This is a genomic window from Pseudomonas sp., from assembly GCF_035554175.1.
In the GTDB taxonomy this organism is placed as follows: Bacteria; Pseudomonadota; Gammaproteobacteria; order Pseudomonadales; family Pseudomonadaceae; genus Aquipseudomonas.
The window spans coordinates 22007-35031 of the sequence record NZ_DATMIV010000018.1 but is presented as its reverse complement, the minus strand read 5'-3'; the positions used below and the strand labels follow the sequence as shown (position 1 = coordinate 35031).

11 protein-coding genes are annotated in these 13025 nt (G+C 61.5%); 10 read left to right on the top strand and 1 reads right to left on the bottom strand.

Going from position 1 to position 13025, the window contains the following annotated elements; all coding sequences use genetic code 11:
- The first annotated feature begins 78 nt into the window (after nucleotides 1-78).
- Genes VNV36_RS07415 through VNV36_RS07405 form a run of 3 tightly spaced genes read left to right on the top strand, consistent with a single transcriptional unit; the run spans nucleotide 79 to nucleotide 2535 of the window.
- Nucleotides 79-1098 (top strand): aminoglycoside phosphotransferase family protein, encoded by a 1020-nt coding sequence (locus VNV36_RS07415; protein ID WP_325717199.1) that lies wholly within the window; start codon nucleotides 79-81, stop codon nucleotides 1096-1098.
- Nucleotides 1095-1766: an N-acetylmuramate alpha-1-phosphate uridylyltransferase MurU gene (gene murU / locus VNV36_RS07410; protein WP_325717198.1), complete on the top strand. Its 672-nt coding sequence runs from the start codon at nucleotides 1095-1097 to the stop codon at nucleotides 1764-1766. The genes VNV36_RS07415 and murU overlap by 4 nt, the downstream gene beginning before the upstream one ends.
- 1 nt (nucleotide 1767) lies before the next feature.
- Nucleotides 1768-2535, top strand: a complete 768-nt coding sequence (locus tag VNV36_RS07405) for a TerB family tellurite resistance protein (protein ID WP_325717197.1) — start codon at nucleotides 1768-1770, stop codon at nucleotides 2533-2535.
- A gap of 96 nt (nucleotides 2536-2631) precedes the next feature.
- Here the strand turns inward: VNV36_RS07405 and VNV36_RS07400 are convergent, their stop codons facing one another.
- Nucleotides 2632-3618, bottom strand: a complete 987-nt coding sequence (locus tag VNV36_RS07400) for an alpha/beta hydrolase family protein (RefSeq protein WP_325717196.1) — start codon at nucleotides 3616-3618, stop codon at nucleotides 2632-2634.
- 73 nt (nucleotides 3619-3691) lie between these two features.
- On the opposite strand from VNV36_RS07400, the gene VNV36_RS07395 reads away from it, so the two are divergent.
- The 7 genes from VNV36_RS07395 (at nucleotide 3692) to VNV36_RS07365 (ending at nucleotide 13013) form a co-directional block, all read left to right on the top strand.
- The gene (locus tag VNV36_RS07395; RefSeq protein ID WP_325717195.1) at nucleotides 3692-6088 is read left to right on the top strand and encodes a PAS domain-containing sensor histidine kinase; all 2397 of its coding nucleotides are present in this window, start codon (nucleotides 3692-3694) and stop codon (nucleotides 6086-6088) included.
- A 114-nt stretch (nucleotides 6089-6202) separates the two neighbouring features.
- Nucleotides 6203-6832, top strand: coding sequence for a response regulator (locus tag VNV36_RS07390; RefSeq protein ID WP_325717194.1), 630 nt, complete (start codon nucleotides 6203-6205; stop codon nucleotides 6830-6832).
- A 323-nt stretch (nucleotides 6833-7155) separates the two neighbouring features.
- Nucleotides 7156-8280, top strand: coding sequence for an ABC transporter ATP-binding protein (locus tag VNV36_RS07385; RefSeq protein ID WP_325717193.1), 1125 nt, complete (start codon nucleotides 7156-7158; stop codon nucleotides 8278-8280).
- A 48-nt stretch (nucleotides 8281-8328) separates the two neighbouring features.
- Complete coding sequence (locus VNV36_RS07380) at nucleotides 8329-9372, top strand: ABC transporter substrate-binding protein (protein ID WP_016772907.1); 1044 nt, start codon at nucleotides 8329-8331, stop codon at nucleotides 9370-9372.
- 179 nt (nucleotides 9373-9551) lie between these two features.
- Nucleotides 9552-10799 carry an ABC transporter permease gene (locus tag VNV36_RS07375; protein WP_325717192.1) on the top strand — a complete coding sequence of 416 codons (1248 nt, stop codon included), beginning with the start codon at nucleotides 9552-9554 and terminating at the stop codon, nucleotides 10797-10799.
- 12 nt (nucleotides 10800-10811) lie between these two features.
- Nucleotides 10812-11636 (top strand): ABC transporter permease, encoded by an 825-nt coding sequence (locus tag VNV36_RS07370; protein ID WP_093097808.1) that lies wholly within the window; start codon nucleotides 10812-10814, stop codon nucleotides 11634-11636.
- 228 nt (nucleotides 11637-11864) lie between these two features.
- Nucleotides 11865-13013 carry an iron-containing alcohol dehydrogenase gene (locus VNV36_RS07365; RefSeq protein WP_325717191.1) on the top strand — a complete coding sequence of 383 codons (1149 nt, stop codon included), beginning with the start codon at nucleotides 11865-11867 and terminating at the stop codon, nucleotides 13011-13013.
- Nucleotides 13014-13025: the final 12 nt, after the last annotated feature.

Genomic DNA, 13025 nt, shown 5'->3' with positions numbered 1-13025 from the left:
CCTCTCGATGGTCTGAAAAAGATGCTGGATAATAAAGCATGACCCGCTTGACGGCTAGCGCCGTCGGAGACCCTTGCAATGCCTGACCAAGATGTACGCTTGCAACACCTGAAAGTTTGGCTCGATGAGCAGTTGGCAAAGCTGTTTGCCGAGCAGGGCTGGGGCACTGTGCCCCCGGCCACGTTGACCGCGGCCAGCAGCGATGCGAGTTTCCGCCGTTACTTCCGTTGGGAGGGCGACGGTCGCAGTTTCGTCGTGATGGACGCGCCGCCACCGCAGGAAAACTGCAAACCGTTCGTGGATATCGCCTTTTTGCTGGCGAAATCCGGGATCAACGTGCCGAAAATTTATGCCGAAGACCTCGAACGCGGTTTTCTTTTGCTCAATGACCTGGGCAGCAAGACCTATCTCGACGTGATCGATAGCGAAAATGCCGACGCGTTATTTCACGATGCCTTGCAAGCGCTGTTGGCTTTTCAGCAACTGCCGATGGTTGCGCCTCTGCCCAGTTACGATGTTGCCTTGTTGCGCCGTGAGCTGGAGTTGTTCCCCGAGTGGTACGTCAAGCGCGAGCTGGGCGCCGAGTTCGACGCCGCCCAGCAGCAACAGTGGCAGCACATCAGCGAGCTGCTGATCGACAGCGCCCTGGCTCAGCCGAAAGTGCTGGTGCACCGCGACTACATGCCGCGCAACCTGATGCTCAGCGAGCCTAACCCCGGCGTGCTGGATTTCCAGGACGCGGTCTATGGCCCGGTGACTTACGACGTGACCTGCCTGTTCAAGGACGCCTTCCTCAGTTGGCCTGAAGAGCGTGTGCGCGGCTGGCTGGAAAGTTATTGGCAGCAGGCCTCGGCACTGGACATTCCGGTGCAGGCCGATTTCGAAGATTTCCTGCGCGCCAGCGACCTGATGGGCGTGCAGCGTCACCTGAAAGTCATCGGCATCTTCGCGCGGATCTGCCATCGCGACGGCAAGCCGCGTTATCTGGCCGACGTGCCGCGCTTCTTCTCTTATATAGAAGCGGTGATTGCCCGCCGTCCCGAACTGGCGGAACTGCAAGCGCTGCTGCGCAGTTTGCGTGCTGGGGCGACAGCATGAAGGCAATGATTCTGGCGGCGGGCAAAGGCGAGCGCATGCGCCCGCTGACCCTGACCACGCCGAAACCGCTGGTGCGTGCCGCTGGTGTGCCACTGATCGAATATCACCTGCGCGCCCTCGCGGCAGCAGGCTTCAACGAAGTCGTCATCAACCACGCCTGGCTCGGTCAGCAAATCGAGGATCATCTGGGCGACGGTTCACGCTTCGGTCTGAGCATTCAGTACTCGCCGGAAGGCGAGCCGCTGGAAACCGGCGGCGGGATTTTCCGTGCGCTGCCGTTGCTCGGTGACGATGCGTTTCTGGTGGTCAACGGCGATATCTGGACCGATTACGACTTCAGCGTGCTGCATCAGCCGATCAACGGGCTGGCGCATCTGGTGCTGGCGGACAATCCGCCGCATCACCCGGACGGTGACTTCAGCCTGGTAGACGGCAAAGTGCAAGATGGCCAGCCTGATGCGCAGACGCTGACCTACAGCGGTATCGCCGTGCTGCATCCGCAGCTGTTCGACGGTTGCAGCGATGGCGCCTTCAAGCTCGCGCCGTTGCTGCGCACAGCGATGGCCAACGGCGAAGTGACGGGCGAGCGCCTGAAAGGTCATTGGGTCGATGTCGGTACCCATGAGCGCTTGGCCGAAGCTGAAGCCTTGATAGAAGCGAGTCGCTGACATGCTGTGGCCAGGGACTCTGATTGGAGCCGGAGTGGGGTATGCAATCGCCAGCATTCCGGGGGCCATGCTCGGGGCATTGTTGGGGCAGGCGCTGGATCGGCGCCTGCAACTGCAGAGCTGGGGACACTTGCGGGAAAAGCTCGGCGGCCGGCCGATGCTGCGCAACGATGAACTGCTGTTCGTGTTGCTTGGGCGTCTGGCCAAGAGCGACGGGCGCGTCACTGACGGGCATATCCAGCAGGCGCGCAATGAAATGCGCGCGCTGGAAATGAGCGAACCGGCGACGCGTCGGGCGATTGCCGCATTTAATCGTGGCAAGTCCGGCAGCGACAATCTGCGCGGTTATCTGCGCCGTTTGAGTGCGCAACCGCATGCGTCTGAAGGTGTGCTGCGTGCCTGTTGGCGAATGGTCTGGGCCGATGGCCGTGCCGGCGTCAGTGAACGCGAATTGCTCGCGCAGTGGGGCAAATGGCTGGGCTGGACGCCGCAGCAAGTTCAGGCGCTGGCCAGCGATTACGAACCGGGCAAACGGCCGATCGTCAGTGCTGCGGTGAGTTATCAGGAGGCGATGAAACTGCTCGGGGTATCGGCGAGCAGCGAGCCGGCACAGATCAAGCGCGCCTACCGGCGTCTGCTCAGCCGTCATCACCCGGACAAGATTGCCGGCAGTGGTGCGACGCCGGCGCAGGTGCGCGAAGCGACCGAGCGCACGCGGGAATTGCACAGTGCCTATACGTTGATTCGGGAGCGGCGGGATTTTCGTTGACCCTTGAAGATCAAAAGATCGCAGCCTTCGGCAGCTCCTACCTTTGGAATGCATTTTCCTGTAGGAGCTGCCGAAGGCTGCGATCTTTTGCTTTTATCAGTCCGTATTTTGTGGATTCAACCAACCCCGCACCCGTCGAAACAATTGCTCCTGCTCAGCCTTCTTGTCCGGCAACACTTGCAGCGCCACCTGGCTGAACGCCGACGTTTTCAGACGCTTGCTCGCCTGCATGCGCTCCAGCGCTGCGTTGCGATCCAGAGCTTTATCCATGTAGAAAATATCTGCCGTCGGCAGCTTCAACGTTGGCGTCAGTTCCGCCAATGGCGGCAGGGCCTTGGCCGGGGTTTGCGCATCAACCATGACCAGTTTTTCCACCTGCGGCGTTTGCCGCTCGCTGAGAAAACGCGCCGCCCAATAGGCGCCGGTGCCATGGCCGATCACGACAATGCTGCGCGCGCTCTGCTGTTCGGCGTAGGCAATCGCCGCGTCGATCCGTCCGAAGATGCGCTCGGCATCGGCTTTGGCCTGTTCTTCGCTCGTTTCGGCCACCGCCTGTTCGGCGACTTCCGCTTCACCGCCAGCGGCTTGTTCGATCGGCTGTGCGGTGGTGGCATCCTTGCTCCCGGTTTCCGGGGCTTTCGCCGCAGCGGCGGGTTCGACCACGCGCGGGGCGATGGCGTCGCCTTGCAGATCTGGCAGGGTGATGCTCAGGCTGCTCCATTGGGCATCCGGCAACTTGCGCCGCAACGGGCCGATCGCCTGCGGCCAGTCAGCGGTTTCGCCGGCACCGGGGACGATGATTACCGCGCCTTTGGGCTCGGCGGTATTGGCCGGTCTCCACAGGGCGAGAAAGGTATCGCTGCCAGCCTGCAATTGTTGCTGCTCTTGCGCCGGCAGTTTACGTTGCAGTGCGGCGGCCTCTTCCTGACTACGCTCAAGCAGTGGCTGGCGTTCGGCCGGTTTTTCTGCGGCGGGCTTGTCCGTGGCGGCAGGTGCCGCGTCGGCGGCTTCGACAGAAAACGCACAGGGCAGGATCAGCGACAGGCACAATGCTGGCAGTGCCAGGCGGTAGACAGAGGGCATCGGTTATTCCAGGCCAGAAAGTATCCCGGCAGCCTAATGGGTTGGTCAGAATTTGTCAGTGTATGAGACTTCAATGAAGCGATTTTGCTGCCTGTGGCTTATCGGCTGTTTGTGGTTTCCCTTGATGGGCTGGGCGGCGCCTGCGTCCCCGGTGCATGCCGCGCAACTGTCGCCCGATCAGCAGCAATGGCTGGCACAGCACAATGAATTGCGCGTCGGCCTGGTCTTGCAGGCGCCCTACGCGACGTACGATCGACGCTTGCAGCGATTGTCCGGGGCCAATGTCGAGTTGATGAAACTGCTCGCCAAAGCGCTGGGCGTGGAACTGAGCTGGCGCAACTTTCAGGATCTCGGGCAGCTTGAGGCCGCTTTGCGCGAAGGCGAAATCGACATCGCCCCGGGACTCAGCCAGACGCCGGGTGCGCTGCGCCTCTGGCAGTTTTCCGACCCGTACATGCGCGTGCCGCAACTGGTGGTCAGCGACCAGAAAAGCAGCGGCGCGGTCGATCTGGAAAAACTCGACAGCCAGACTCGCGTCGCCGTGCGCATGCCGAGTACCACCGCCGATTATCTGCGCAGCAACTATCCGCAGCTGAATCTGCAGGGCGTGCCGCTGGAGCGTCAGGCGTTGCAATTGCTGTTGAGCCAGCAAGCGTCTTACGCGGTGGTTGATGAAGCGCAATTGGGACGCCTGTCGGTGGAACCTGAGTTCGCCGAACTGGTGGTGGTCGGCGATATTGGCCTGCCGCAATTGCTGCGCGTGGCCTCGCGGCGCGATTGGCCGGAACTGGCCGACATCGTCCAGAGCGCCTTGCGGGCGATTCCGGCCAAGGATCTGGAACAACTGCACAACCAGTGGCTGCAGCCGAAGTACCCACGGCTCGCCGAATCGCCGGGGTTCTGGCAGAACCTCAGCCTGTTGTTCGCGGTGATGCTGCTCAGTTGCGTGGCGATCGTGTTCTGGCAGCGTCGCCAGCAGCACAGCCTCGAACAGCGCCTGCTCAGCGCCCGCGAGGACATCGCATTGCGCGCAGCCAGTGAAGAGGCGCTGCGGCTCACACAGTTTTCCATCGATCAAAGCACCGTCGGCATTCTCTGGGTCAATTGGGACAGCCATGTGCGCTACGCCAACCGGGCGGCGGAAAACATGCTCGGGTATCCCTCGGGCGGGCTTATTGAGCGACCATTGATCGACTTCGAACCCGGCTTGCACATGGACCGCTGGCTGAATCTGTGGAAGCGCGCGCGGGCCAGCGAAGAAGGCCCGCTGAGCTTCGAAACCAGTTGCCTGCGCGCCGACGGCAGCATGTTGCCGGCCGACGTTTCCCTGAGTTTCCTGCGCTTTCGCGACAGCGAGTATCTGGTGGTCTACCTCACCGATGTCACCGACCGGCGTCGCGCACTGGCTGCCTTGCAGGAAAGTGAAGCGCGGCTGCAAGGCATCGCCGCCAACGTCCCGGGTCTGGTGTTTCGCCTGGAGCGGGCGCCGGTGACGGGTCATATCGACTTCGCCTACATCAGCGAGGGCAGCGAGAGTCTGGTCGGTTATGCGCCGGCGGCCATCGCGCATCGCGACATGGGCTTGCGCAGCCTGGTGCATCCCGACGACAAGGCCAGTTATCACCGCACCCAGGACCAAGCGCTGGATACCGACAGCGATTGGTCGTGGCAGGGCCGTATCGTCACGCGCCAGGGCGAGCAGCGCTGGGCCGAGATCAAGGCGATCACCCGGCAACTGGAGGATGGCGCTTACGTCTGGGACGGCATTGTCTGGGACATCAGCGAAAGCAAACGCATCGAGCTGGAACTGGCCGCCTCGCGTGAGCAGCTGCGTGAACTCTCGGCGCACCTGGAGAGCGTGCGCGAAGAAGAGAAGGCGCGCATCGCCCGCGAAGTCCATGATGAGTTGGGACAGATGCTCACCGTGCTGAAACTGGAGACATCGATGTGCGAACTGGCCTACGCGCAACTCGATCCGGGTCTGAACGAACGGCTCAACAGCATGAAGCGCCTGATCGCGCAGTTGTTCCAGCTGGTGCGCGATGTCGCGACCGCGTTGCGCCCGCCGATTCTGGATGCCGGCATCGCGTCGGCAATCGAGTGGCAGGCGCGCCGCTTCGAAGCGCGCACGCAGATTCCGTGTCTGGTGCAGGTGCCGGATAATTTGCCAGCACTCAGTGATGCCAAGGCAGTGGGCCTGTTCCGGATTCTGCAGGAGGCCCTGACCAACGTGATGCGCCATGCTCAGGCGCATACGGTGGAGTTGACGCTGGAGCTTGCGGGCGATGAATTGTGTCTGACGGTCGCCGATGATGGCGTAGGATTTATTGCCGCTGACGATCGGCCAACGTCGTTTGGCCTGGTCGGCATGCGCGAGCGGGTGCTGATCATGGGCGGCCGGCTGGAGCTTGTGAGTGAGCCGGGGGAGGGCACCAGTCTCAAGGTGTGGGTGCCGGTGAGTGAGGTCTGAGGATCTGAGCCGTGAGTGCTGACGCCTTCGCGAGCAGGCTCGCTCCCACAGGGAGAATGCATTCCAGGGGGGGAGCGAGCCTGCTCGCGAAATATTTTGGCTGAGGAGAAGAACGTGATCCGTGTACTGGTAGCCGAAGACCACACTATCGTCCGCGAAGGCATCAAGCAATTGATCGGCCTGGCCAAGGATCTGCAAGTGGTGGGCGAGGCGAGCAATGGCGAGCAGTTGCTCGACACCCTGCGCAGTGTGCCTTGCGAGGTGGTGCTGCTGGACATCTCCATGCCCGGGGTCAATGGGCTGGAGGCGATCCCGCGCATCCGTGCACTGCACAATCCGCCGGCGATTCTGGTGCTCTCGATGCACGATGAAGCGCAAATGGCCGCGCGGGCGTTGAAGGTCGGCGCGGCCGGATATGCGACCAAGGACAGCGATCCGGCGCTGCTGCTTACGGCGATCCGCAAAGTCGCGGCGGGCGGGCGTTACATCGATCCGGAACTGGCTGACCGGATGGTCTTCGAAGTCGGCCTGACCGACACACGGCCGCTGCATTCGTTGTTGTCCGAGCGCGAGTTCTCGGTGTTCGAGCGCCTGGCACAAGGCGCCAACGTCAACGACATCGCTCAGCAACTGGCCCTGAGCAGCAAGACCATCAGCACCCACAAGGCGCGGCTGATGCAGAAACTCAACATCACCTCGCTGGCCGAGCTGGTGAAATATGCGATGGAACACAAACTCCTCTGACCCCGCCCGCCCCCTGTAGGAGCTGCCGAAGGCTGCGATCTTTTGATCTTATAAACGGCAAGGTCAAAAGATCGCAGCCTTCGGCAGCTCCTACAGGAGACCGCGTTGGCATATCTGTTAGCGACAAACGCTTTCGCCCCTGCTTGCGGCTTGCAGCTTGCCGCTCACCACTGCCTTATCCGTTCGCGCCATCCTTGTAGGGCAATCCCTACCCTCAACCTTCCATTGCGCTTAAGCGATTCTCTCCTGCGCCCCGATTTGCGTGGCTGGCGCCAGCCACTAGGCTTGATGAACAAGCAGTCATCAACAACAAAGGTGTGGGTATGAGCCAGGTCGATACAAGCGCAGGGACCAGTGATGTGCTGGTCAGCTTTCGTGGAGTGCAGAAGAGCTACGACGGCGAGAACCTGATCGTCAAAGACCTCAACCTGGACATTCGCAAAGGCGAATTCCTCACCCTGCTCGGGCCGTCCGGTTCCGGCAAGACCACCAGCCTGATGATGCTCGCCGGTTTCGAAACCCCGACCGCTGGGGAAATCCTCCTCGCCGGGCGTTCGATCAACAACGTGCCGCCGCACAAGCGCGACATCGGCATGGTGTTCCAGAACTACGCACTGTTCCCGCACATGACCGTCGCGCAAAACCTCGCCTTCCCGTTGACCGTGCGCGGCCTGAACAAAAGCGACGTCAGCGACCGGGTGAAGAAAGTCCTCAGCATGGTTCAGCTCGACGCGTTCGCGTCGCGCTATCCCGCGCAATTGTCCGGTGGTCAGCAACAACGTGTGGCGCTGGCCCGCGCCTTGGTATTCGAGCCGCAACTGGTGCTGATGGACGAGCCGTTGGGCGCCCTCGATAAACAACTGCGTGAACACATGCAGATGGAAATCAAACACCTGCACCAGCGCCTCGGCGTGACCGTGGTCTACGTGACCCACGATCAGGGTGAGGCGCTGACCATGTCCGACCGTGTTGCCGTGTTCCATCAGGGCGAGATCCAGCAGATCGCACCGCCGCGCACACTCTACGAAGAGCCGAAAAACACCTTCGTAGCCAACTTCATCGGTGAGAACAACCGCCTCAACGGGCGCCTGCTCAGCCACAGCGGCGAACGCTGCGTAGTCGAACTGGGCCGGGGTGAAAAGGTCGAGGCGCTGGCGGTGAATGTTGGCCAGACCGGCGAGCCGGTGACCCTGTCGATCCGTCCGGAGCGCGTCAGCCTCAATGGCTCGAGCGATCAATGCGTCAACCGCTTCTCAGGGAGGGTGGCGGAATTCATCTATCTGGGCGACCACGTCCGGGTGCGCCTGGAAGTCTGCGGCAAGAACGACTTCTTCGTGAAACAGCCGATTGCCGAGCTCGATCCTGAACTCGCGGTCGGTGACGTGGTTCCGCTTGGCTGGCAGGTCGAGCACGTTCGTGCGCTCGATCCTCTTCTAGAGGCGAATTGATCGCCCCGGCAATACCAACACCAACCCTGCATGTGGAGAGAACAATAAATGTTGAGATCCCTGAAGTTCACCGCCCTGACCCTGGGCCTGATGGGCGCGACCGGCGCGATGGCTGCCGGCCCGGACTTGACCGTGGTGTCGTTTGGCGGAGCGAACAAGGCCGCGCAAGTCAAAGCCTTCTATGCACCGTGGGAAGCGGCGGGCAACGGCAAGATCGTTGCGGGCGAATACAACGGCGAAATGGCCAAGGTCAAAGCCATGGTCGACACCAAGAGCGTGTCCTGGGACCTGGTCGAAGTTGAGTCGCCAGAGCTGTCCCGTGGTTGCGACGAAGACATGTTCGAGCAACTCGACCCGGCGTTGTTCGGCAAGACCGAAGATTACGTCAAAGGCGCCATCCAGCCGTGTGGCGTGGGTTTCTTCGTCTGGTCGACCGTGCTGGCGTACAACGCCGACAAACTGAAAACCGCGCCGACCAGTTGGGCGGATTTCTGGGACACCAAGAAATTCCCGGGCAAACGTGGCCTGCGCAAAGGCGCCAAGTACACCCTCGAATTCGCGCTAATGGCCGATGGTGTGGCGCCGAAAGACGTCTACAAAGAGTTGGCGAGCAAGGGCGGGCAGGATCGCGCCTTCAAGAAACTCGATGAACTCAAGCCGAGCATCCAGTGGTGGGAAGCCGGCGCGCAACCGCCGCAGTATCTGGCTTCCGGCGACGTGGTCATGAGTTCGGCCTACAACGGTCGCATCGCTGCGGTGCAGAAAGAATCCAATCTGAAAGTGGTGTGGAACGGCGGCATCTACGATTTCGACGCCTGGGCCATCCCGAAAGGTCTGGACGCCAAGCGTGCCGAAGCGGCGAAGAAATTCATCGCCTTCTCGGTGCAGCCGCAACAGCAGAAGACTTACTCGGAAAACATCGCTTATGGCCCGGCCAACACCCAGGCTGTGCCGCTGCTGGCCAAGGATGTCCTGAAAGACATGCCGACCACCCCGGAAAACATCGCCAATCAGGTGCAGATCGACGTCAGCTTCTGGGCTGACAACGGCGAGCAACTGGAACAGCGCTTCAACTCCTGGGCCGCGAAATAATCTTCGCCCTGTAGGAGCTGCCGAAGGCTGCGATCTTTTGACTTTGCCTTTCAGGATCAAGAGATCGCAGCCTCGTTGCACTCGACAGCTCCTACAGATGCGATGTGTTTCATGAGTGTTGATGTAATGCGGCATCACCGTGGGTGATGCCGCCCATTCAAAGATTTGCGGAGTACGTCATGGCCATCGCCGTTCCCCTGAACGAGGGCGCCAGCCCCACCTTGAAGCAGAAGCTCAAGCATGCCGAGCGGGTCAACCGCTGGAAGGCCCAGGCGTTGATTGCGCCGCTGGTGCTGTTTCTGCTGCTGGTGTTTCTGGTGCCAATTGTGGCGCTGCTCTATAAAAGCGTCGGCAACCCCGAAGTGGTCGGCGGCATGCCGCGCACCGTTGCCGCCATCGCCAGTTGGGACGGTCGTGGCCTGCCCGCCGAACCGGTGTACAAGGCTGCCAGCGAAGACCTGGCCGAAGCTCGCAAAAACCAGACGCTGGGCGATCTGTCCAAGCGCTTGAACATGGAGTTGGCCGGCTATCGCAGCCTGTTGACCAAAACCGCCCGGGCGCTGCCGTTCGCCAGCGAACCGGGCTCGTATAAAGAAGCCCTGGAAGGCCTCGACGAACGTTGGGGCGACCCGGCCTACTGGCAAGCGGTCAAACGCAACACCAGCAGTATCACCCCGTATTACCTGCTCGCAGCGGTTGATCACCGTATCGACGACCTCGGCGAACTGGCCCCGGCCACCCCGGATCAGGCGATCTACCTCGACATCTTTGCGCGCACCTTCTGGATGGGCCTGGTTATCACCGGGATCTGCCTGCTGCTGGCGTATCCCCTGGCCTACCTGCTGGCGAACCTGCCGTCGCGGCAGAGCAACCTGCTGATGATTCTGGTGCTGCTGCCGTTCTGGACCTCGATTCTGGTGCGGGTCGCAGCGTGGATCGTGCTGCTGCAATCCGGCGGTCTGATCAACAGCGCGCTGCTGGCCATGGGGATTATCGATAAGCCGCTGGAACTGGTGTTCAACCGCACCGGCGTGTACATCTCGATGGTGCACATTCTGCTGCCGTTCATGATTCTGCCGATCTACAGCGTGATGAAGGGCATCTCGCCGACCTACATGCGCGCCGCGATTTCCCTCGGCTGTCACCCGTTCGCCAGTTTCTGGCGGGTGTACTTCCCGCAGACCTACGCCGGCGTCGGCGCCGGTTGCCTGTTGGTGTTCATCCTCGCCATCGGCTACTACATCACTCCGGCGCTGCTCGGCAGCCCGAACGACCAAATGGTCAGCTACTTCGTCGCGTTCTACACCAACACCAGCATCAACTGGGGCATGGCGACCGCGCTCGGCGGGCTGCTCTTGCTGGCGACCGTGGTGCTTTATCTGATCTACAGCTGGCTGGTGGGCGCCAGTCGCCTGCGCCTGAGTTAAGGGGAATTTGCGATGCTGAGTCCTTACATGTCGCCCATCGAACGGGTGTGGTTCTACAGCCTGCGGATCCTCTGCGGCCTGATCCTGTTGTTTCTGATTCTGCCGGTACTGGTGATCGTGCCGCTGTCATTCAACTCGGGCAGTTTTCTGGTCTACCCGCTGCAAGGTTTCTCGCTGCAGTGGTACCACGACTTCTTCGCTTCGGCGGAATGGATGCGTGCGTTGAAGAACAGCATCATCGTCGCCCCGGCCGCAACCGTGCTGGCGATGATCTTCGGCACGCTGGCGGCGATCGGCCTGACCCGTGGCGACTTCCCCGGCAAATCGTTGGTGATGGCGCTGGTGATTTCGCCGATGGTGGTGCCGGTAGTGATCATCGGCGTCGCGAGTTATCTGTTCTTCGCCCCACTGGGACTGGGTAACAGCTTCTTCTCGTTGATCGTGGTGCATGCGGTGCTGGGTGTGCCGTTTGTGATCATCACCGTGTCGGCGACGTTGCAGGGGTTCAATCACAATCTGGTGCGGGCGGCGGCCAGCCTGGGTGCTTCGCCACTGACCGCGTTTCGCCGGGTGACCTTGCCGCTGATCGCGCCGGGGGTGATTTCCGGGGCGCTGTTTGCCTTTGCGACGTCGTTCGATGAGGTGGTAGTGACGCTGTTTCTCGCAGGTCCCGAGCAGGCGACGTTGCCACGGCAGATGTTCAGCGGGATTCGCGAGAATCTGAGCCCGACGATTGCAGCGGCGGCGACGTTGCTGATCGCCTTCTCCGTCATCCTGTTGCTGACCCTGGAATGGCTGCGCGGCCGTAGCGAAAAGCTGCGTACCGCCCAGGTCTGACACCAGCCCCCCTGCCGAACCGAATCGTCCTCTGTAGGAGCTGCCGAAGGCTGCGTTCTTTTGACTTTGCTTTCAGATCAAGATCAAAAGATCGCAGCCTTCGGCAGCTCCTACAGGGGGCAGTCGTTCAAAGGGTTCGCGCGGTCATTCATGACCTGAATAGCAGAGAACCCCAAATCCCCAGCTAATCTTGTGCCCAGCTCCCCTATCTATAAGAGGCTGCGCACCATGAGTCTGTCCCAGTTCAAAATCGCTCACAAACTGATCACCGGCGCCGCAGCCATCGAACAACTGGCTGCCGAACTCACCCGGCTGGACATCGACAACCCGCTGATCGTCACCGACGCCGCGCTGGTCAAATCCGGCACTGTCGAGCTGGCACTGGTACAGCTTGGCGGGCGCGAATACGAAATCTTCGACCGCGTGTTGCCCGACCCGGAAATCGCTATCGTCGAAGACTGCATGCGCGCCTACCGCGAAGGCGGGCATGACGGTTTGATCGGCCTCGGCGGCGGTAGCGCCATCGACATCGCCAAAAGTGTCGCTGCCTACGCCGGTTATCACGGCGCGCTGGAAGACCTGTTCGGCGTCGATCAGGTGCCGCGCAAAGGCCCGCCGCTGATCGCCATCCCGACCACCGCCGGCACTGGCTCCGAAGTCACCAACGTGGCAATCCTCTCCGACAAGGTCGCGCAACTGAAGAAAGGCATTGTCAGCGACTATCTGTTGCCGGACGTGGCGCTGGTCAGTCCGCAAATGACTTTGACCTGTCCGCGCAGCGTCACCGCCGCCAGTGGCGTCGATGCGCTGGTGCACGCCATCGAATCCTACCTGTCGGTGAACGCTTCGCCGATCACCGACTCCCTGGCCATCGGCGCGATCAAGCTGATTGCCAGCGCGCTGCCCAAGGCTTACGCCAACGGTGCCAACCTGCAAGCGCGTGAAGACATGGCCACCGCCAGCCTGATGGCCGGCATGGCGTTCGGCAATGCCGGGGTCGGTGCGGTGCATGCGCTGGCGTATCCGCTGGGCGGGCGCTTCAACATTGCCCACGGCGTCAGCAACGCATTGCTGCTGCCGTATGTGATGACCTGGAACAAAATGGCCTGCGTCGAACGCATGCAGGATATTGCCGAAGCCATGGGCGTGAAGACTGCTCATCTGAGCCTCAGCGAAGCAGCCGACAAAGCCGTGCAAGCGATGAGCGATCTGTGCGCGGCGGTGGAAATTCCCGTCGGGTTGCGCAGTTTCGGCGTGCCGGAGGAGGCTATCCCGGCCATGGCCGTGGAAGCCGCCGGAATCGAGCGTCTGATGCGCAACAACCCGCGCAAGCTCAGCGCCGCGGACATCGAGAAGATCTACCGCGCAGCCTACTGAGGCGCGGTCGCT